Origin of the sequence: Ulvibacterium sp., from assembly GCF_028285715.1 — a bacterium.
In the GTDB taxonomy this organism is placed as follows: domain Bacteria; phylum Bacteroidota; class Bacteroidia; order Flavobacteriales; family Flavobacteriaceae; genus Ulvibacterium.
This window is the reverse complement of sequence record NZ_JANQOO010000033.1, coordinates 1-21,774: the sequence shown is the minus strand read 5'-3', so window position 1 is coordinate 21,774 and position 21,774 is coordinate 1. Positions and strand designations below refer to the sequence as shown.

General features: G+C 40.0%; 22 protein-coding genes. 12 read left to right on the top strand and 10 right to left on the bottom strand.

The window, feature by feature from the left end; translation table 11 throughout:
- Positions 1–692 precede the first annotated feature (692 nt).
- From Q0993_RS17815 to Q0993_RS17805, 3 genes are all read right to left on the bottom strand, one after another.
- The gene (locus tag Q0993_RS17815; RefSeq protein ID WP_299535642.1) at positions 693–1,733 is read right to left on the bottom strand and encodes an L-dopachrome tautomerase-related protein; all 1,041 of its coding nucleotides are present in this window, start codon (positions 1,731–1,733) and stop codon (positions 693–695) included.
- A gap of 146 nt (positions 1,734–1,879) precedes the next feature.
- The gene (locus tag Q0993_RS17810; RefSeq protein ID WP_299535640.1) at positions 1,880–2,767 is read right to left on the bottom strand and encodes a hypothetical protein; all 888 of its coding nucleotides are present in this window, start codon (positions 2,765–2,767) and stop codon (positions 1,880–1,882) included.
- Positions 2,764–3,699, bottom strand: a complete 936-nt coding sequence (locus Q0993_RS17805; RefSeq protein WP_299535638.1) for a hypothetical protein — start codon at positions 3,697–3,699, stop codon at positions 2,764–2,766. The genes Q0993_RS17810 and Q0993_RS17805 overlap by 4 nt, the downstream gene beginning before the upstream one ends.
- Positions 3,700–3,935: 236 nt before the next feature.
- Here Q0993_RS17805 and Q0993_RS17800 point away from each other — a divergent pair, with 236 nt between their 5' ends.
- The 9 genes from Q0993_RS17800 (at position 3,936) to Q0993_RS17760 (ending at position 12,312) form a co-directional block, all read left to right on the top strand.
- Positions 3,936–5,198 carry an alginate export family protein gene (locus tag Q0993_RS17800; RefSeq protein ID WP_299535635.1) on the top strand — a complete coding sequence of 421 codons (1,263 nt, stop codon included), beginning with the start codon at positions 3,936–3,938 and terminating at the stop codon, positions 5,196–5,198.
- Positions 5,199–5,201: 3 nt separating this feature from the next.
- Positions 5,202–5,429, top strand: coding sequence for a hypothetical protein (locus Q0993_RS17795; protein ID WP_299535633.1), 228 nt, complete (start codon positions 5,202–5,204; stop codon positions 5,427–5,429).
- Between the two features lie 10 nt (positions 5,430–5,439).
- Positions 5,440–7,770, top strand: a complete 2,331-nt coding sequence (locus Q0993_RS17790; protein ID WP_299535631.1) for a molybdopterin-dependent oxidoreductase — start codon at positions 5,440–5,442, stop codon at positions 7,768–7,770.
- 1 nt (position 7,771) lies between these two features.
- A complete protein-coding gene (locus Q0993_RS17785) occupies positions 7,772–8,467 on the top strand; it encodes a nitrate reductase cytochrome c-type subunit (RefSeq protein WP_299535629.1) in 696 nt (231 codons plus the stop codon).
- Entirely contained in the window at positions 8,464–9,081 is a 618-nt protein-coding gene (locus Q0993_RS17780; RefSeq protein ID WP_299535627.1) for a cytochrome c3 family protein, read from the top strand. The genes Q0993_RS17785 and Q0993_RS17780 overlap by 4 nt, the downstream gene beginning before the upstream one ends.
- Positions 9,082–9,099: 18 nt before the next feature.
- Entirely contained in the window at positions 9,100–10,251 is a 1,152-nt protein-coding gene (locus tag Q0993_RS17775; protein ID WP_299535625.1) for a 4Fe-4S dicluster domain-containing protein, read from the top strand.
- Positions 10,252–10,287: 36 nt separating this feature from the next.
- A complete protein-coding gene (dsrP, locus tag Q0993_RS17770) occupies positions 10,288–11,532 on the top strand; it encodes a sulfate reduction electron transfer complex DsrMKJOP subunit DsrP (RefSeq protein ID WP_299535622.1) in 1,245 nt (414 codons plus the stop codon).
- A gap of 11 nt (positions 11,533–11,543) precedes the next feature.
- On the top strand, positions 11,544–11,915 hold the full coding sequence (locus Q0993_RS17765; protein WP_299535620.1) for a hypothetical protein: 372 nt from the start codon (positions 11,544–11,546) through the stop codon (positions 11,913–11,915).
- Between the two features lie 85 nt (positions 11,916–12,000).
- Positions 12,001–12,312, top strand: coding sequence for a hypothetical protein (locus tag Q0993_RS17760; protein ID WP_299535618.1), 312 nt, complete (start codon positions 12,001–12,003; stop codon positions 12,310–12,312).
- Positions 12,313–12,455: 143 nt separating this feature from the next.
- On the opposite strand, the gene Q0993_RS17755 is transcribed toward Q0993_RS17760, so the two are convergent.
- Positions 12,456–12,656: a hypothetical protein gene (locus Q0993_RS17755; protein ID WP_299535616.1), complete on the bottom strand. Its 201-nt coding sequence runs from the start codon at positions 12,654–12,656 to the stop codon at positions 12,456–12,458.
- Between the two features lie 186 nt (positions 12,657–12,842).
- On the opposite strand from Q0993_RS17755, the gene Q0993_RS17750 reads away from it, so the two are divergent.
- Positions 12,843–13,001, top strand: coding sequence for a hypothetical protein (locus Q0993_RS17750; RefSeq protein ID WP_299535614.1), 159 nt, complete (start codon positions 12,843–12,845; stop codon positions 12,999–13,001).
- Between the two features lie 267 nt (positions 13,002–13,268).
- On the opposite strand, the gene Q0993_RS17745 is transcribed toward Q0993_RS17750, so the two are convergent.
- The 6 genes from Q0993_RS17745 to Q0993_RS17720 form a co-directional block, all read right to left on the bottom strand.
- A complete protein-coding gene (locus Q0993_RS17745; RefSeq protein ID WP_299535612.1) occupies positions 13,269–13,931 on the bottom strand; it encodes a DUF481 domain-containing protein in 663 nt (220 codons plus the stop codon).
- 640 nt (positions 13,932–14,571) lie between these two features.
- Positions 14,572–14,754 carry a hypothetical protein gene (locus Q0993_RS17740; RefSeq protein WP_299535610.1) on the bottom strand — a complete coding sequence of 61 codons (183 nt, stop codon included), beginning with the start codon at positions 14,752–14,754 and terminating at the stop codon, positions 14,572–14,574.
- A gap of 380 nt (positions 14,755–15,134) precedes the next feature.
- On the bottom strand, positions 15,135–15,902 hold the full coding sequence (locus tag Q0993_RS17735; RefSeq protein ID WP_299535607.1) for a patatin-like phospholipase family protein: 768 nt from the start codon (positions 15,900–15,902) through the stop codon (positions 15,135–15,137).
- Between the two features lie 57 nt (positions 15,903–15,959).
- Positions 15,960–16,769, bottom strand: coding sequence for an ATP-dependent Clp protease proteolytic subunit (locus Q0993_RS17730; protein ID WP_299535604.1), 810 nt, complete (start codon positions 16,767–16,769; stop codon positions 15,960–15,962).
- A gap of 24 nt (positions 16,770–16,793) precedes the next feature.
- Entirely contained in the window at positions 16,794–17,441 is a 648-nt protein-coding gene (locus Q0993_RS17725) for a rhomboid family intramembrane serine protease (protein ID WP_299535601.1), read from the bottom strand.
- A gap of 590 nt (positions 17,442–18,031) precedes the next feature.
- Entirely contained in the window at positions 18,032–18,412 is a 381-nt protein-coding gene (locus tag Q0993_RS17720; RefSeq protein WP_299535598.1) for a hypothetical protein, read from the bottom strand.
- 116 nt (positions 18,413–18,528) lie between these two features.
- Between Q0993_RS17720 and Q0993_RS17715 the strand changes: the two genes are divergently transcribed.
- Both Q0993_RS17715 and Q0993_RS17710 read left to right on the top strand, forming a co-directional pair.
- Positions 18,529–19,170: an NAD(P)H-binding protein gene (locus Q0993_RS17715; RefSeq protein ID WP_299535595.1), complete on the top strand. Its 642-nt coding sequence runs from the start codon at positions 18,529–18,531 to the stop codon at positions 19,168–19,170.
- 937 nt (positions 19,171–20,107) lie between these two features.
- Positions 20,108–21,130: a trypsin-like peptidase domain-containing protein gene (locus tag Q0993_RS17710; protein ID WP_299535593.1), complete on the top strand. Its 1,023-nt coding sequence runs from the start codon at positions 20,108–20,110 to the stop codon at positions 21,128–21,130.
- Positions 21,131–21,774 lie beyond the last annotated feature (644 nt).

The following is a 21,774-nucleotide window of genomic DNA, read 5'->3' as shown; positions in this document are numbered from 1 at the left end:
GTCGGGTTCATCAAAAGATTACCCCAAATAATAATTCTTTAGCACCTAAAACCTCTAGATTTCCGATTCGTTTTAAGGATTTAAAGATACCTTATATACCCTTCCGCCACCAACATGAATAAAGCCAACACCAAATATTAAATGCGGGGAACCTGTTCTAGCCTCAATGTTCATCTCACTTGTTTTTAAGCCTGTTACCATCTGAGAATTCCGTTGCGCGGATGGAGGACTGGTAAAAAACCTTCCAACATCCTCCGTCAGGTATTATTGCGAAGTATTGATAGGCTCGAATGATAACCGTTTAAAAGATTGTTTTAAGGTAGGGAATATGATTTATCTCCTGTGTCTTTGTCTTAGAATTGCCATTTCCAATACCTGGAGCCATGATAAAAACAATGAGATATTTACATTGATTCCACAGAAGGCGGAAGGTGTCGGGTATTTGACTTTACCGTAATTGATGAAATCATGGATATCGGTTATGAAGCTGCTGGGACGTCCTTAATTCCACTTGTCAAGAGGAACCAATATTCTACCTTAATAAATTCTCTGTCATTTAACTCGGGTTCGTGGCAATTAAAGCATATGCAGCATTGACGTAAAAGCTGACTTTTCAATCTTAGCCAAGCTGCTTATGTACATAGGTTTAATATCAAATCAACTGATTGTCGAAACCTTCCGAATTGGGTAGATCAATCTGAGAGAACAATTTTGTTTACGTTAAATATCAGGTTGGAAATATTCCCGTTTGCCTCATGTATTCTTGAGTTCGTGTAGTACAATTCGTTGTTCTCAATGCTAAAGGTATCCGCCCATGCCACATCATCTCCCTCAATCAAAACGGACATTTTTTTGGTTCTTAAATCCAACTGTAGAATCTTGTGATGTTCCAAATCCCCAAAATACAACAAATTCCCATGTATTATCATCCCGTCCGGTGCTGTTGTCTTACATATCAATTTCAATGCCCCCTCGATTTCTTTGTTAGTGCCATTTATCAATTTCTCAACCGAAATAGCGTAAAGACTATAACCTGTCAGCGCATGAAAATATAGCTCGTCTTGTGCAATGTCCAATGCTATTCCATCCGAGTGGACTATACTATTCCATCGTTGGCCATCAATGGTCAAAAAATCAAATTCGCTTGTTGTAGATTGGTGTTTGTCCAAAACCCTTTTTACATCTCCCGTTCGTAAGTTTAACACCAGCAACCCAGGGCTACCCGAATCTGTAAGGAAGGCATATTTTCTTTTTTCATCAATACGGATATCATTAATATATGAGTTTGTGCGAAAACTCTCGTTGGGCAATCTGTAGGTGTTAATGTGCTCATCAGTATTTAAGTCAAAAACAAAGATTATTGGTGCTCCAATAACACCTTGGAATTCGGGGTTTCTGGTATCAACGACGTACAAAAGACCGTCGGAAGCAACCACTGATTGAACCGCAATAAAAACGGAATCTTTTATCGCACTATCAGTCTTCCAAGTATTCCATTTTTGACTTGGGTAAGCTCTAAATGTATTGTTCTTGTCTATTTCCGCTACTGAGTATTTAATGCCCTTTCTCCAACGTGGAAAATTAACAAACATACGTTCTTTGCTCACTGTAACTCCTGTAAGTTGCTGACCCTTAATGGCAGCTATCTCGATTACTTTTGTTTCAACTTTTTTAGTATCTCGACATCCAAAAACAAATGGAACAATGATTAGAATTAAGAATTGTGTTTTCATTTTTCAGGCCTTTCTTCAATGCACTCAATAATTTTACTTGTAGTAATAGCTTCTTTATTGAAATGGAAATCTTACTGTCCAAATCGTCGTGGTTAACAATCAAATGAATATATTCCAAAATGGTACCTATATTGATAATACAAAGATTAATAGGGCTGCCAATTCAATTTCAATCGGGATTTGCTGAACTCATGGGTCTCGAAATCTCCTTTATCATCAACAGTAACCAAGGCGATTTTTTTATCGCCAATGCTCATAAATAATATCGGTTGGTCCATTAGGGCCGTCTTTTTTTGCCTCGGAGCGCTGATTCCACAGGAATTGAAACATTCTTCATTGAAAAGGCTTTTTCCATAGTATGTTACCAAATCCCTTTTTTGGAAGACTATGGGAATGCTGAAAACAGATTCCAAGGCGACTTGAGGCTTAGGATCGAATCTTGATTCCGTAAGAGTAGCCTTCTTCAACACCAAGTCCTCTCCCTGTAACGTATCAAATTCCCATTTGCTAAAGTAACTGCGCCCCTTCTGTCTTTTATTGTAAAATAATAGGGTGCCATCCTTTGTATTCATCTTTCCGGCATATAGAAAATCTAGATCCTCGATAAAGACCTTGCCCTCAAACTCCGGACAATTAAAGGTTCCACATTCTCGAGCTAAATACTTATGAGATAGTGTGGCCACGTAAAAGACAGGTCCATCACCGTCCTTAGGAATATAGAGATAGGTTTTTTCCACTACTTTTTTATTCTCCTCATTACACTCTTTATACCTCGGAAAAGCGAGAATTTCAGTCTGGTCAAAGTTGTCCAGGTCGTGGCCGGCACTTTCGCACATCTCAAACACATAGCTTTCAAAGTCTCTTAGGTCATAAATTTCACCTCCCAATTTGGATTGTACCTCTTTTTTGGAGAGTGAAGTCAAGGAAAACCCTCCGTTTTCCCTAGTATCAAATGTGCCCGTTTCTGCTCCAGGAATAAATAGGGTGCCACAAGAGACCAGAAACATACACAACAGACCAACCGATTTTTTCATTCTCTATAGTTTTTGATGAAATTATAGTCCAAACCAATGCCCAATCGATTATTGCGGTAGGTGTCTGGATGATAACTGTTGTTCCTTGAAAAATGAATCAAATCTTGAATATCCCAATGCTGCATGTCGTATTTTGAAATGAGAATGCCGTATCCGTTCTCTGGATTTGCAGCCTTGAAACGCCAGCGGCTTTGGTTGTAATAAAATGCTTCCTGATCGGAATAGGGTATGAAATCAATTTGAAGATGATTCGCCATTTCAAAAGCAAACCTTTGATATCCTGTAAACTTATGATAGGAAAGCTCGTATTGACTTAGATAATTTTTAGTGTCCGTATGAAAGCTCACATGCGCCCCACCGGTATAATATCGGTCAAATCCGTCCGAAAGCCAATTGGCAAAAGGCGGCCCATCATTGTAATAAGTAAATTGAACCGTTCGCTCAATGTTGAGGTATAAGGTGCCCACAAGTTGACTCTCCCTCTTGTTATCCGAAGAGATGATAAAGACCGATCCTAGGCCTATGGAATTAAAATAAGGATTGTGCAAGGGAGTCGCTGAAAGATTTGAAAAATGAAACAGGGGATTAAACCTGTTCTCCCGTTGCACCTCGTTGATTTCGCGAATACCAGTACTGACTTGGAACGATGTAAGCACGTCAAATACAAAATTTCTGTGTTTTGCTTGAATCAATGAAGTTCCGAATCCAGAATTAAAGATTTGGAGCTCCACATGAAAAGAGGGATAAATGAATTCAATGTCATCAATTTTTCTTCCGATACCTCCAACGGTACTCAATTTAAAGTTAATATCCCGTTGCATCTCAAATTCTAATTTTATTGCTACTCCATAATCAAATACCGTATTCGTATCCGATTGTCCCCAGGTAACCCTCACAAAAAGTAGCGCAGATAAGACAAGAATTCTTTGCATGCCACAAATTAGCAATTATTTCATATCTACCGATTTTTATAGCAAAATCGATAGAATTGTTCATTGTAAATTGAGAAAGATTCAACGAAAAGGTAGAATTAATTAGAATCATTCTAAATTTTAAGGATTCTCCCCTTAATGCTGATTATTCTATGGTATACCTATTGATTTTAAATACTTTAGAAAGGATTGAAGATATAAATTGAATGACATAATCATGACCAATCAATATGAAAATGAAACCATCCTATATACTACTAGGCTTATTTTTTTTGATGGTAATTCGGACATTCTCACAACTGAACATTCAGGCGGAAGTTCGACCAAGATTTGAATTTAGGCATGGGTTTGGAACCCTATTTCCCGATAATGTGGATCCCTCTGCATTCGTGTCCCAAAGAACACGCTTGAACACAGGTTTTGAAAAGGACTACCTTAAGTTGTTCCTCAGTGTTCAGGATATTCGGGTATGGGGTGATGTCCCGCAATTGAATCGAGCCGACCGTAATGGATTTGGGGTCCACCAAGCATGGGGCGAAATTCTTTTCAATCAGGGATTTTCTTTGAAATTGGGAAGACAGGTACTTAACTACGACGATCAACGCATCTTTGGAGGAGTGGCTTGGGCACAACAGGCAAGGAGTCATGATGTAGCTCTGCTGAAATACATAAAGAATGCGTCCATTTTACACCTTGGGGCGGCATTTAACCAAGATGGTGAGGCCAATACAGGAAACCTATTAACCACCACGAATACCTACAAGAGCATTCAATATGCATGGTTCCATCAAGATTGGACTAAGTTATCCGCAAGTTTCCTTTTCCTAAACAACGGTTTACAGTTTACGGATGCAATTGAACCAGACAACAGTGAAACTAGATTTAGCCAGACCATAGGGACACACCTAAAGTATCCTGGCAGCAGATTTGGAGGCTGGGCCAACCTTTATTATCAATTTGGCAAAGATGTCAACGATAATGATATCAAAGGGTATTTATTGGCTCTGGAAGCCAATTACGAGGCAAAACCAGGATGTTCTTTTCTTATAGGTGGTGAACTGATCAGCGGAAATGATGGGGGAGCACCTTCGGATGGTGATAACCATGCCTTCAATCCCTTTTATGGTACCAATCATAAGTTTAATGGGCTAATGGACTACTTTTTTGTGGGCAACCACGCCAGTAATGTTGGACTGGTAGATGTTTATGCGGGTTCAGTAATTAAGGTAGGTCCGGACGCAACTTTGAGTGGACGCCTCCATACGTTTTCTGCAGCGGCTGAATTGCCCGGAGATGTTTCAGGACACCTGGGCGTTGAGGCGGATGTTGTCCTGAACTATAACTTTAAAAAAGACATCAATATTCAGGCGGGCTACTCCCATTTATTTCCGTCGGAGGGAATGGAAGTGCTGAAAAACAATTTTGACGGTAACACGAATTTTTGGGGTTGGGTCATGGTGACCATCAAGCCTACTTTATTTGAAAACCAATTGGATTAAGCAATGCCGATAAAAAGTTATTTGGTTCATCCACATCAAGGGAAAAAAATTCAACTGACCGTTGCACTTTCTGATTTTGAACAATGCGAGGTGCTTCCCGCGGAAAATGAAGATGTATTGATTTTGATAACTGATACCACAACCAAGGAAGAAGAAGAGTCATTAAAGGCAAAATTAGAAAACATACGTGAGATAAAGCTCATGGCTTTGGTCTCTGGTTTTAATACATAAAATAAACAGCATGTATCAATCCCTACTTACGAACCGACGCGAATTTTTAAAAAAGATGGCGGTGCTGTCGGCAATGACAGCTGCTACCGCAATGTTTCCGGGAATCATGTTTGCCAAGGAACAGGAGGAAGGTATTCCTGAAAATGCTGACCTGGACTGGAAAAAGGCTCCCTGTCGTTTTTGCGGGGTAGGCTGCGGCGTTCTGATAGGAACGGAAAATGGAAAGGCAGTAGCTGTCAAAGGTGATCCCATGTCACCTGTTAACAAGGGGTTATGCTGCGTAAAAGGATACCACTCCATTATGGCATTGTACGGCTCGGACAGATTGATTCAACCGCTGGTCAAAAAAAATGGGCGATATGTAAAAACGTCGATGAAAGAGGCATTGGACTTGATTGCGAATAAAATGCAAGAAACCATCGATGCGTTTGGTAAGGATTCGGTATCAATATATGGCTCAGGACAGTGGACCATACCGGATGGGTACGCTGCTTCCAAGCTTTTCAAGGGCTGTATTGGAACTAATAATGTGGAGGCCAATGCTCGGCTCTGTATGGCTACGGCCGTGACCGGTTTTCTAAGTTCCTTTGGTCTTGATGAGCCCATGGGCTGCTATGAGGATATTGACTATGCGGACACCTTTGTCCTATGGGGCAACAACATGGCTGAAATGCACCCCGTATTGTTTTCCAGATTATTGGACCAGCGACTCCGAAGGGGGGTAAAAATAATTGACTTGGCAACAAGGACCACTAGAACAAGCATGGCGGCCGATAAGTCAATCATCTTCAATCCCCAAACGGATTTGGCAATTGCCAATTCCATTTGCTACGAAATCATTGAAAATGGATGGATGAACAAAGCCTTTGTTGAAGAGCACTGTAATTTCAGTAAAGGCCTGACGAATATGGGATATGGTCTGGAAGATCACTATCAGTTCACCGATAAACCGGAGGCCATTGGTTTCGAGGAGTATCGCTCATTTTTAGAGGACTATGCGCCAGAAAAGATATCCAAACTTTCCGGGGTTTCTGTAAAGGACATTAAATACTTGGCTGCTATGTTTGGTAATCCCAATACCAAGGTCATGTCATTTTGGTGTATGGGTATGAACCAGCATTCGAGAGGTACATGGATAAACAATCTAGTGTATAACATTCATTTGCTTACCGGCAAAATCTCCAGTCCGGGGAACAGTCCATTTTCGTTGACCGGTCAACCCAGTGCCTGTGGAACCGTAAGGGAAGTGGGTACCCTGACCCATAAACTGCCACACGGAGTCGTCGCCAATAAGGAAAATCGTGAATTTGCCGCCAAGATTTGGGATGTACCCGTCGAAAACATTGACCCAAAACCTACCTATCATACGGTAGAAATGTTCCGTGCACTAGATCGAGGCGATATTCGGTTTATGTGGATACAAGTGACCAATCCTATGGTCACCATGCCCAAACTGAAACGTTATAGGGACGGGGCCAAGAAAGAGGGGCGCTTTATTGTAGTTTCCGATGTGTACCCTACCCCAACGACGGATATTGCTGATGTAATTCTCCCCTCCGCCATGTGGGTGGAACGCGAGGGTTTGTACGGTAACTCTGAGCGCAGGACACAGCACTTTGAACAAATGGTGGAACCTCCTGGAGAAGCCATGAGTGATACTTGGCAAATTGTAGAGGTCGCAAAACGCTTGGGCTTTGAAAAACAGTTTTATTACCAGGAAGTAAGCCATATTGAAGAGATCTACAATGAATACCGTAAGCATCATGAAGGCAAGAAACACAATTTAGCTCCATTGGAAGTTTTGAAATCACAACCAGGAGCAATGTGGCCATTTGTCGATGGAAAGGAGACCAAATGGCGTTTTAACTCAAAATACGATCCTGCTTGCTCCAATGGAAAGGACTTTCATTTTTATGGTAAAAAGGATGGTAAGGCTATTATTTGGCAACGCCCTTACGAGCCGGCAGCAGAAGAACCGGACGGGGAATACCCCTTCTGGTTGGGAACAGGACGGGTTGTGGAACATTGGCATACCGGTTCCATGACTAGGCGAATACCCGTGCTCCATCAGGCAATGCCCCATGGTTATGTTGAACTGCATCCAGATGATGCGAAAAGAATGGACATCAATACCGGGGACCGGGTCAAATTGACCACCAGAAGGGGTGAAATCACCTTACCCGCTTCGGTGAACGAACGTGGGGTGCCGGCACCAATGCAGGTATTTGTTCCGTTTTTTGATGAGAGCATGCTTATCAACGATATTACGCTTGACTCCTTTTGCCCTATTTCAAAAGAACCTGACTATAAAAAATGTGCGGTAAAGGTTGAAAAGGCTTAGTATGAAAAAGAGAGTGGGCATATTGTTGATTTTTGCCATTTTATTCACAGCTTTTCTGGCCAATTGGACCTATAGCTACTATCAAGGTTTGGAAGAAGCTTACATACCCATAAACGAGGTGGAAAAAGGCCCTGTAATCCCATCGGAAATCAAGGTCTTTGAGCGTTCGGATAAAGCTCTTGACTATGCGAGGATACCAATAGATGAACAGCATAGAAGAACCATAGCCACCTATTATGACAACAGGGCCTATCCGGGGGCCCCTCCAAGCATTCCACATCCAGTAAGCGAGAAAATGGGTATTGGAGGAAATAACTGTCTTCAATGCCATGAGAATGGTGGATTCGTTGAAAAATTCAATGCTTATGCACCAGTGACCCCACATCCCGAAATGATCAATTGTAAACAATGCCATATAGAACAACAGGTACAGAGAACATTTGTGGCCACGGATTTTTATAAAAAGCCCGCGCCCGAAATTGGGGTGAACAATGCGCTTCCTGGTAGTCCACCTGTAATTCCCCATCAATTGCAAATGCGGGAAAATTGTCTTGCCTGTCATGCTGGACCCTCAGCCGTTAAGGAGATTTGGGTAAGTCATCCAGAACGTGTGAATTGTAGACAATGTCATGTTCCCAAGCTTCATGAGATTCAAAATGTAAAATTGTTCCTGAGAACAAATAACGGCTCAAGATGAAAGCAAAAGCAACAGCAATAGGGTCGTTCTTGATCTGTCTTCTCTTTTCCTGCAAGCACAAAGAATCAGAATACCACAATCTTGAAGAAAAAATTACGGAAAAGAGTAAAACGTATCATGGAATCGATATTTCTTCGGAAGCTTATATCAATGATTATGAATTGGTGGAAATCTCAGAGGGTGGACATACCTTTTTGATACCGGAACGAAAAAGTCAAATAAAATCTTTTTCCTGTACCGAGTGCCATTCGAGACCATTGGTGGGGATGCAAAAGGATTCGCGAATTCAAAGGGCACATTGGGATGTCGAAATGAAACATGCCAATGCGAGTACCATGAATTGTGCTACCTGTCATAACGGTAACGATATGAATCATTTGAAAAGCTTGGCCAATGATCAGGTTGATTTTAATATGAGTTACTTGCTATGTGCTCAGTGTCATAGTCCCCAGTTTGAAGATTGGAAAGGTGGCGCCCACGGAAAAAATATTGGAGGGTGGGCCAAACCAAGGGCATCAATGACCTGTGTCAACTGTCACAACCCCCACCAACCTCAGATTCCTCCAAAATGGCCTATCAGATTTAATTCACAAATGGAAATAGAACGAAAATAGCTTAGTAAGAACTGTTGCATGGAAAATAAAAAGAAATGGTTTCAATTGGATTTAGGTCTTAACAACAAACAGGCGGCTTCAGAAACCTGTGGATGTGGAAAGACCGAAGGAGGCTGTGGTTTGGATAGCGTTAAACCTAAAAACCAATACTCTATAACCGCCGAAGAGTTTGATGCTGCCGTAGAAAGGGAGCTTATGGAAGATACGGCTGTCGGCCAGACCAAAAAAGATGGCTTTCAGCAAGTGTTTGATGTTAGGATGGACCGTAGGACGGCATTTCGAAAATTAACGGCCAGCCTCCTTGTTGGAGCTGGGGCCATACACACTTCTTGCAGCGTAACGGCTGGGGAAGAAGCCAAGGAAAAGGCTCAAATCGACTGGGAGGAACAGTTCAAGGGAAATTATAAGTTAATGACCAAAGAGGAAAAACAGGCCACCGTTGACCGATTGGTACGTTCCTACCAACTTCGGAAAAAGAAGAACATTAAAATGTCCTCTACCGACGCATTGGAGGATGTCCTTTTTGGTTATGCTTTCAATATATCAAAGTGCCAAGGCTATATGAACTGTGTCAGTGCTTGCGTTGAGGAAAACAATCAGGATAGGAATTCCCAAATGCAGTATATAAGAATCCATGAAATGAAAGATGGTCAGGGATTTAAGTTTCATGAAGCTGACGATAATTATTATCATGAAGTACCGGCCGAAGGACACTTTTACATGGGCACGCAATGCTTCCATTGCGATAATCCGCCCTGTGTGAACGTTTGTCCTGTCCAAGCAACCTGGCGTGAAGAAGACGGGCTGGTCGTTATTGATTATGATTGGTGCATAGGATGTAGATATTGTATGGCGGCTTGCCCTTATGATGGAAGACGATTTAACTGGAGTAAACCAGAGGTGCTAGAAGAGGAGGTAAATAAAAACCAACATTATTTAGGCAACCGCATGCGAAAAAAGGGTGTAATGGAAAAATGTACCTTCTGTGTGCAACGGTCGAGATCGGGCCAAGACCCCGCATGCGTCGAGGCGTGTCCTACGGGAGCTCGAATTTTTGGAAACCTCTTGGATTCCAATAGTACCATTCGTTGGGTTCTTGAAAACAAACAGGTTTTTAGATTGAAAGAGGATTTGGGTACCGAACCCAAGTTCTGGTATTTTATGGACTGATAAATAGAAGTGGAATTTAATTAAAAAATCTGTTCAATGAGAACATTAAGGGTTTTTGGAAATATGTTAAGAGATAGTTTTGGATATGTCACCTATGGTTCCAGAACATATCATATTTGGATGATTTTCCTGACGATTGTAATGCTTTTGGGCATGTATTGTTATTCCATACAATTGGAACAAGGCCTAAGTGCCACCGGAATGACCGATAGGGTTAGTTGGGGCCTATATATTTCAAACTTCACCTTTCTGGTTGGTGTGGCGGCAGCAGCTGTTATGCTAGTCATGCCCACTTATATCCTGCACGATATTGATTTCAAACAAGCAGTTTTACTTGGTGAGGGCTTGGCTGTTGCGGCTCTTGTTATGTGTCTTGCTTTTATCATTGCGGATATGGGAGGACCCTGGGTGGTATGGCATATGATTCCTGGCATTGGGGTGTTCAATTTTCCAAATTCCATGTTAACTTGGGATGTTATTGTACTTAATGGATACCTCTTTATCAACTTTTCTATACCACTGTATATTCTCTACTGTCATTATCAAGGTAAGGAAGCAAAACATGAGGTTTATGTACCGGGTTCCATCCTTTCTGTATTCTGGGCCGTAGGCATTCATTTGGTAACTGCCTTTTTATATGAAGGGCTACAGGCAAGACCTTTTTGGAACAATGCACTCCTAGGGCCCAGGTTTTTGGCTTCAGCCTTTGCGGCCGGACCAGCCCTTATCATTTTAGTGCTCGCACTTATTCGAAAATTCACCGATTTTTCCATTGCTGATAAGACCATTAAGAAAATTGCTTTGATAGTAACTGTAGCTGCGCAAATCAATCTGATTATGTTGGTATCTGAATTGTTCAAGGAATTTTACGCGCCTACCCATCACAGTGAAAGTGCCTTTTATCTTTACTTTGGGATGGATGGAAAAACAGCTCTTTTGCCATGGATTTGGACGGCAATACCATTGAATGTATTTGCCACTGTAATGTTGACCTTTCATAGGTTTCGCAATAATTTCAAGGTACTCTATTTCTGCTGCTTCATTCTTTTTATTGCCATTTGGATTGAAAAAGGGTTTGGCCTTATTGTCCCCGGATTCATCCCGGGACCATACGGTAAAATTGCAGAATATACCCCAACATGGATTGAAATCTGGGTTACTCTCGGCATTTGGGCCATGGGAGCCTTTGTCTTTACAATTCTAGCCAAAGCGGCCATTGGGATAGAACTGGGCGAATTGAGATATAAGAAAAAGGAGGTTCTTGAACCTGAAAACGTTTAAAGACAAAACAAATGAAAATTAGGATACGGGGAAATTCGGTACGCTTCCGTTTAACAAAATCCGAAGTTTCGGAATTGTGTAGGGCAGGGTATTTTGAAGAGAAAACAGAGTTCGATACTTCTGAATTCACATATGCAATAAAGGCTTCTGCCGTACACGAAAACCTTTTTGTCTCTTTTAACGGCAACCGGATACTACTCTATATTCCAAATATCCTTTTAATGGATTGGGATACTACTGATCGGGTCGGTTTTTATCACAACCAAAGCCTTCAGAGGGGTAACATGCTAAAATTGACGCTGGAAAAAGATTTCATGTGTATGGATGAAACTACCGAAGATCAATCGGACAACTATCCAAACCCAAAGGCCGGCACATTATAAGTTGTAAATTCGATAAGGGAAGTAACCGTAGTGGTCCACGAGGCTTTGTTGGCGTGGATACCACTACCAGTAATATCATTTAATTATGAAAAAAACATTTCTTTTTCTTCTAGCTCTTTCCATATTCTTGGGTGCAAAAGCACAGGAAAAAATTGAAGGACCCAGTTTCAAAATAGAATCGAAAATAATGATGTATACCTACCAATGGTCCGATCAATCAGGATTCATGGATGATGTAAATTCCAAACTATTGGAGGAATCCGCTATGGGATGGTACGCTGTCCATTTTGAAACAGGAAATTATTCCTATCGCAGTGTTTTGGGACAGGAAAAAGAAGGGCAGAACATTATTATACTCTTTAATAGAAAGGTTCGGGTAACCAGAGAAAACGAGTAAGGATATCTTCCCTTTTATGATAGGGAGGTTATTGAATTGACTAATGGTGTTCCCAAATATTGGATTCCATTAGAAGGGGTAAATAATAGGAAGCGGTCATCGAAAAATTAAAATCATTGAAGGTATCCACGAGGTGGATTTATTTATCCTTTCGATTTGGGAAAATAACTTTTCCCATTCATCAACCAGCTACTGGCAATCTCAAGGGCGCTGTGATAAGCTGTTTCACGCTCAAAACCATGCACCTCAATCATGCCATTGGTCAGCAGGAATACCTTTTCAACAAACTCTTTGTCCAAACTGCCTACCTTGGCTTGTATCTGTTCAAAAGTAAACTTCTTCATAGGACCAATTCAAAAAATAATTTTTCGTAAGTAAATCATTAAAATAATGTAAATTTTCCATTAAAATTAGAAATAAAAGGTTTATTGGGATTTAGCTTTTTTTGAAGATCGTGTAATTTATAGGTTCATCAGACGAACCAAGGAGTCGCTATCAAAGCATAAGAACAAAGAATTAAAAAATAGAACATGGCACAAATTAAAGCAAACAAGAGAACTTTGATAAGATGGAAGGTCTATATCGACCGGGCACGGATGTATATCGGCTACGTTCAATTTCTTATGATTGGTTTTGTCTTTTTGGAGGCCTATAAGGATACCACCATAGGCAGGGTTATTTTTGAATAATTTATTGATTTCAATTCCAATGCTTTTTCTTGGATTCATCGGAATATCCTTGATTATTCGGAGATTGGATACCATTTTTGGTTTTCGTCAGGAAGAGCTTCGAAACTCTTCTTCCTCAAATCCTGTGATTAGGCATATCCTGACCAATATGAAGGAAATCAATGCACGGTTGAAAGATATGTCATCCGGTGAGTCAATATCGGGTCCCGTACCAAAGAAAGCCAAGGGCATAAATAAAACTTTCGCTTTTAATTTAATTAGCTTGGGTCATTGAGTATTTAGAGTAAAACCTATTGTCAAAAGTCGGTCTTCCTTCTTCTGTTCTTCAACTACGACACTCTCATGAATGTGCAAATAATTGATTTTGACGTTCAAAAATTCCCAAACGGGCATCTCGAGGCTTAAGTCGGCCTGCCAACGAAAATTGTTGCTCTGTTCTAATGATGGCTGAAAATAGCTCTCATGACCGAACACTAATTTTTTTTTCAATAGTTCGTACTTTCCATTGACCCAAAACGTTGCGCGTAAAGTGCTTATGGAACTTGTTCCGTTAAACTCCGGGCGGTTGAAGTCAGAACTGGCAAAGTCGGTTTGTTCATATCCCGCATTAATTGCAAGTTTCAACCAATGCTCTTTCTTCCTCAAAATTTGGTAAGTTCCTCCGATTCCAAAATTATATCGTAAGTTTATATCCCTAGCAAAATCAGTATTAATGATACCTAGCGCAAAAGGGTATATCCTTCGTTCCGGGTTGAAATAAATGAAATTCATACTTAAAAGATCTTCATCAGACTTTACTCTGTCAGATTCTTGATAAACATAGGAATTGGTGGTTTTAAATACCCATTTTTTGCCCGTCCTAAAACTGACATCCGATTTTGTCCTGAAAATTAGGGTTTCGACATTTCCCCCTTGCCAAAAACCGCTCAAACTAAGTTTTGTTCGAAACGTAATGGAATCACTTTCGTTGATTTGAGCTGATATAATAAAAGGCAAAAGAAAGAGATATATCATCCAACGAGTACAACCTTTACTTAACTCTTGATTACTAAACATAATAAGTGATTCTTTTCTTGATTTATTGATTTTCTCCGTAGTCGCAATCTCGAAAATTCACAATCACCCCAAGCCGGTTGGGTGAATTGTAGGTGTCCAATCCAACATATTTGATTTCGAAGTGTTGTATCTTTCGTCGCAACGCCTTTCGAGATAACGATATATCGAATTAACGATAAAGATAGTCACAATCGAGCCGAAGATAACATCATTATTCAATCGAACAAATCGATGAACTGCGCCGCAACAGGAACTAAGCCAACGTTATATATCACAACTTTAAACCAAAGGTCTTTAAATTTTTTTCCATTGGCGCAGGCCTTGGGAAAGATGAGCATAGCATGGCCCGAAGGAAAAGAATCAAAAGAGGATTTTCTTTCGATATTTAAACAACGATCAAAGGTGTAAGCTCTTTTATTGGTCTTCGGCCTTGCCCTTTAGACTGCACACTGACCTAATTGTTGAAGTAAACCGGTTGCATTTGTTGACGATATCAACTAAACGCTTGTTCTTCTCAGCCTCTCATTTTGGTAAAAAGTCTTTTAAGGATTACGGAGTCGGTCAAAGCATAATTGTTTGATGGGTTTCCGTATTCAATGTCATAATCATTGATAACCGAGGGTACATCACCACGGAAGTCATCAATCCACTTATGAACATCTTCATCAATTAAGAAGGGGACAACGGTTCCGGCCACAAGAATACCCAGGTTTCGGAATTGTTCCCCTTTCTAATATAATGGACGAATAGAAGAATAGCCAATTTCTCCAAATATAGAGCCTATATCGTAAATGAAATTGTCCCATTTGGTATCATTTTTTTGAATCTTTACTTGCCTAAACAATAAAAAGAGGATAAAAAAGCCATGATAAAAGCGATGACAAAGTTATGTGGCCTCATAATTTTGTAAGGGTCGAAAGAAGTAACCAAAATTATAGCTTGGTGGTCCTCTCTAATTAGTATGAAGCTAAATTATGAAAGGGCTTATTCTTGGGTAAAAAACGATTTGCACCTAAATTAAAAGTGATTTGACTTGAAACCATAGTTGCCATGGGTATATGATTTTGAAAGTATGCCCTATTCCAAATCCGAATGTATGCGCTCTACCATTTGGTTGCCATAGGTATATCCAATTTCAAAAATTTCCTTAATCTTGCTTAGGGTAAAAGTCCCATAATGCTCAAGTTCCGGAGGTTCAATGACCCAGGTACATTGTTGCCTCTTCGACATGGATTCATACCTGTTTGATATCCTATAAGCACGATCGGCCACATCTATGGAATTCCTGAGTTGTTCTTTAGTGATTTTACGTAACGGACTGACGTATACACCCAAAGTATTTTTACAACGCTTCACGACGCTTTCGGTAGGAAAATTATTGATGATCCCACCATCGGAGTACAATGATTCTTCAATTGGAACCGGTGAAAAAATAAAGGGAAAGGCACAAGAAGCCAGTAGAGGCTTCAAAATGGGCCCTTTGGTAAAAACCCTTAGGGAACCTTCCACAATATTGGTTGTAGCCACATGCAACTCGATATCCAGGGATTCAAATGTCCTGTCCCTAAAAAAGTCAGCAAATACCTTCAAGAACAGTTTCGGTTCTAACATACCCGCCTTGGCCCATGAAAGGGAACTGAACTTTAAAAAATTCCTACTTGTCATTAACCCCAGAACTTCGTCAGACTTATAGCCACAGGCGTAAAAGGCTGCAGCCATTGCTCCCGCACTGGTACCGGCAACACAGGTTGGTTTTATGTCATGTTCCTCCAAGGCCTTAAGGACTCCAATGTGGGCTGCACCCTTTACCCCTCCTCCGGAGAATACCATTCCCAAATTATGCATGGTTAATCTTCAATCTTAAGTAGGGGCATTATGCCCCAATGGTGGTTTTAAGGTAACTTATTTTTTTTGTAAATAGTCAACCGTAGGCACTGCCAACCTCGTCGGTTGCCTATACATCTGCATGAGTGCTAAGACATCATTTGGAATTTCGGTGCTTACATTAAGACCAATTTCCTTGGCAAATCTTGCGGTTATGCCATAATCATGTGTCCATCTTCCTTCAGTTAACATATTGGAAATCTCTTCAGCCTTTTCTTCGCCATAAGTGGAGGTCATGATTTCCTTGATACCTGATTGCAGTTGATGAATGGCCTTATCGGCCATGTCCGCCATAATCAAGGTCTTATCGTCAATATGATCAATTGATTTTTCCTTTTTTAGCTTGACCAAAGAGGGGGCGGGCAAGCTACCCAGTTGTGGGTCTACGGGGCCCAGTACGGCATGGGGGCTCATGATGATTTCGTCAGCAGCCAAAGAAATCAGGGTGCCTCCGGACATGGCATAATGCGGAACAATGACCCTTACCTTGCCCGGATGTTGTTCAATGGCTCGGGCAATTTGCATTGCTGCCAGTACCAATCCACCAGGAGTGTGTAAAACAAAATCAATGGTTTCGTCAGGTTTGGTGGCTCCAATGGCCCTGAGAACCTCCTCGGAATCTTCCAAGTTGATGTACTTTACCATGGGGAAGCCTAATAAGGCCATGCTTTCTTGACGATGGATAAGGGCAATGACCTTGGACTTTTGCTCTTTTTCCAGTTTTTGTATCAATTTTCGCCTTTCGTCTTGAAGTAACTGCCGCGCAATAACCGGCTGTATGGCTGATACGATAATAAAAATCCATAATAACCCTGATAAACCTTCCATAGTATATTGATTTTAATTAGTTCTTTAAAATTTCACCTTGGTTCTTAGTCGATTTCCCAAAACGAAAATCCAATGAATCAATATTCCGCCAATAAACCCACCTATATGAGCCCAAAAGGCCACACCCCCTGTTTCGGAAGTAAGGACCTGCCAACTACCACCTAAGGATTGACCAAGGAACCATAGAGCTAAATAGAATATTGATGGAATGAACACTATTGGAACAAACCAGGGTATTAAAAACACAACCTTACTCTTGGGAAAAAGGAATAAATAAGCTCCCATGACACCCGAGATAGCACCTGATGCCCCAATTGTAGGTACTGCAGAGTCAGGGTTGATAAAAACATGGGTCAATCCAGCGATTACTCCACAAAGCAGATAGAAAATCAGATATCCCCAACTTCCCATTCGCTCTTCCACATTGTCACCAAATATGTAAAGGGTCCACATATTTCCTATAAGGTGGCCAAGACCGCCGTGCAGGAATTGACTGGTGATAAGTGTCAATCCAGCCAAACCTAAATTTTCTGTCATTCCATGTATCAGGAGTACCCTGAAATTCTCCGGCACAATTCCAAAATATAAGATTAATAGTTGCAACTTTTCCATATCTATCCCAGCTACCAAAAAGAAAATGATAATATTCAAACCGATTAAGGTCCAATTCATCCAACAGAATGTTTCAACTTTGGCGGTGTCAGTCAATGGAATCACAATACTATACTTTTACAGTTAATTTCTATCTTAATGTCATAAGCAATGGTAACTTCAACTTCATGGTTCTGGTATAGACAGAAAATCTTTTCATAGTTGAAAGTTGAATATTATAAGTTCCACCATATTAACAATAAGTAATGTCACGAAAGTACGAAACACGATTCGTGGTTTTTGAACGGCCAAGATTATAGGGGCCACTACGCTACATACAATCAGAATATTAAGCACTTGTACCGTTTGGAAAATCCTATGGTCATTGAATAATACTTCAAAAAGCGGAACTCCCCCAAAAGTAGTGAAAGCAACGATTGAAATTCCTTCGTATATCCAATAGCCCTCCTCCCATTCGTTTTTAACTCTTGAATAAATTGATTTCATCATTAATGGTATTATATTAGGGACTGGACAAAGCTATGGACTCTTTGATTTGAATCATTTACCCTAGGTTAATTAATGAAAAAAACCTAGAAAAATAATACGCTTATGTCAAAATTTAAGTTGCGGCACCCAAAATCTAGTATGGTCTGTCCATTTAGCTCTAATTACTCGTAATATTTTTCCTTTTGATTTTCTACAGCTACGACAAACCAATCCGGTACATTGAACTCCTTACACATTTTTTCAAACTCAATCCTGGGCAAATAACCCTTAGCTCTATCTTTTGCAAACATTTTAATGTGAAGGTTGACACTTCCCTTGGTTTTGTAGAGGGCCTTTAATTTTTCAGGTTCACATGTTGGTTTGATAATACCGTTACTGTCATAGAGGTAAAAGCACTCTTTTGCAGTTCGGCCACGTCGGTCAAATTGAATTAGATCAACACCTTGATTATTATGGTATTCCTCGGTACCATCAAAGGAAAAAACGTCTATTACGGATAAATACCAATGATAGTCCCTTTCATACTTCTTACTGAATTTCATATCATCCCACAAGATAAATTAAATTGAGGCTGCAAAATGCTGTGAATTTATTTATTATCAAATGATTTGTAATTTTATCACTAAATGGGAGGGAAAACGGAATATGAAATACTAACATGAAAGCATTGATTATAGGAGCAACCGGGGCTACGGGAAAAGACCTCTTAAATATACTCCTGGAGGATGACGATATCCACGAAGCGCACATTTTTGTGAGACGGGGCATGCCCAAAAGGGATAAACTGACTACCCATCTTATCGATTTTGATCAAACGGAAGAATGGAGGCATCTAGTCCAAGGAGGAGTATTGTTCTCCTGTTTAGGTACTACCGTAAAGGCAGCAGGTAGCAAAGAACAGCAATGGAAAGTGGATTATGGATACCAATATGAATTTGCAAAAGCAGCCAGAGACAACGGAGTGGAGAATTATGTTTTGGTTTCCGCGGCAAACGCCTCTTCAAAATCTCCTATTTTTTATTCCCGAATGAAAGGGCAATTGGAAGAGGCCATAAAAAAATTAGAATTTAGAAAAACGATTATCTTAAAACCTCCTCTGTTAGATAGAAAGGGCAGCAAACGCGGAACCGAAGTTTGGGGTGTAAAAATCATAAGTTTTTTGAATTCCCTTGGCGTCTTGAAATCACAAAGCCCATTATCCACCAAAGTATTGGCGGAGGCTATGGTGAATGCCTTTAAGCAAGGAAAAGAGGGCATTCAATATATAAAACAACAGGAAATACGGGATTGGTTGAAATAACGCCCACTACGGTCATAACCGTGTATACGGTTTGCTTCAATACTCATTTGCCAACCTTTAATTTTTCAAATTAATCTATAATATCCGTACTTCATAAAAATACCATGTTCCTAAAGGTTTTCGATTTTTTTTACGAGAATCATTTTCCTCAGAATTCCTAAAAAGCTTTATCTTTCTTTACAACCTAAATTTTACAATTGATACTTGTGGTAGACTACTTCAGGTACAAAACAATTCCTTCCGTTGTTGGTAAAGTATTGAAATCAACCAACTTTTCGCACTGAGTTGAGGTACCAATTACACACTGTCATTCCAAAGGTGCTTTCTTATTGTAAAAGTAATATTAATATAAATTGTCAACCTATCTATTTTGAAAACAAAAGTATTATTTTGATGAATCAGGTAAAGAATGTGTGTTTTGAAGATAAATGTGAGAGCTATCTTTTTAGACGACTTAATGTCATGTATGTGCTAAGCAAAATTAGCTAAGAAGAATATCATCCTCAGAGACATTGAAAAATTCGATAAAGGAGCTGCCATTTTAAGAGAGTAATAACTATCAAGCGGTCTAAAGCATCAAAAAGGGAATTCCAAAATTGTTGAAGCTCTCCTAGAATTGAAACTGACAGTTTGTCAAAGCTGCCTTATGGTTTAACAGACTAGATTAATTTTGGAATCGAGTTCAGACTTTTTCAATGTGTAATCGATTAAATTGAGGGATGTTTCATTCCCAAGGATACCATTAACCATAGTTTAAAACGACATAAAACATAGAACGGTATTATTTTACTGTGAGTAAAGGAACTATTTGGAATCGAAGGTTCCAGTTACTCCGCTTGCTAATTAACGAAATATGAATGTGTTATTCTGTACTATAGTATTTGGGCTTTGTACTTCTATTTACAAGAATGTTATCCAATAAAAGTATATTTGCCATATGCAGTCAAAAGTATTTATCACAATCTTCTTTGTTTCTGGTTTCACCTTGGGTATGGCCCAAGATATTTCAAAGCTTTACAAAAATGTTAATCCCTCGGTGGTCACCCTTTTTACGGAATCCAAAGCCTTAGGGAATAACAATCAAAGAACCACCGTTGAAGGACTGGGTTCCGGGGTATTGATATCAGAAAATGAGGTTTTGACAGCGGCCCATGTGGTCAACGATGCCGAGCGGATAAAGGTTAGTTTTTTAAACGGGGAAGAAATTCCTGCAAAAGTTTTTAGATCGGCTCCTAATGCAGATGTTGCCTTGCTCAAGCTATCTTGGGTTCCCAAGGTATCCAATGTTGCTAAATTGGGAGATTCCGAATCGGTTTCCATTGGAGATGAAATCATTATTGTAGGTGCTCCCCACGGGCTGGAGCACTCCCTCTCCGTAGGTCATATCAGTGGGAAGCATTCTAAAAAAGAAAGAACTTCCGGGTTTCTATTGCCTGAATCGTTTCAAACCGATGCTTCCATAAATGAGGGAAATTCTGGCGGCCCCATGTTCAATTTAAAAGGTGAGGTCATTGGCATAGCGAGTTATATTATCACTCAATCTGGTGGATTTGAGGGCATCGGTTTTGCAGCCACTTCCAATTCGGCCAAAAAAGCTGTTATCGATGAAAATAGGAGATGGACGGGTATCAATGGATACATTCTGGACAATAGCTTATCTTGGATATTGAATGTCCCAAATGGAGGTGGTATGTTGGTGGAATCCGTTGTGGTCTTTTCCCCTGCATATTATGCTGGATTAAAGGGAGGTTTTGAGGGTATTTCCGTAAGTGGAAATCAATTGGTTTTGGGAGGTGATATCATCCTTTCGGTGAATGGTCTTCCTCTTACCCAGGAATCTTTTGAAAACCTTCAGCAAAATAACGAGCAAAGAGCACAACTGTTTGATCAGAAGTCCTTGGTTTTGCAAGTGCTTCGGGGTGGAAAAGTAGAACAGCTTCAGATTGATTTTAAGGAGTAAAATCCTTATTTTATTATGTAATAGGCACCACAAAGAATTAAGTATTTGCCAAAAGAATGGGCATTGTTTTGATACCCTCTTTTGACCCTTCCTTCCGTCTCCCGCAATTTGATGTGATTCCGTTTCTTTCGGCAATAAATAAGAGGCCATGTTCGGTCAACATTACTTAGAATTAGTTGATTTAATATATAAAATTAGACCGAAAAAAGACTATTTGCTTTTGGTTAGGATTGGGTTCTTTCTTCTTTTAGAAAGGATATGGGAAAATCCAATGTGGTAACTAAAAAATAATAATAAATTGTTGAGACGACCAAAATGCTCTTTTGAAATTTATTATAGAATTATAAATCCTTTAGTACTGTCGATTTTCATGAATCCATATTTGTTAACCCTGCCTTTATTTTCCCCTTATCTATATTATCGGCTTGGTATTTTGTGAAATACGTTATGCCCCATTTGTGATGGGGCATAACATATTTTGAAGGACATAGTTTTCCATTCTAGTTTAGCCCAACTTTTTTATTAATCCCATTTGTTTTTCGTTATATCCGTAGTACTTGAGGTTTGTTTCGATTACCGTTGGTTTGTCCAGGACCCCTTTGAAATGTGAGAAACACTCAAAACTGAACTTGCCGTGGTAGCGG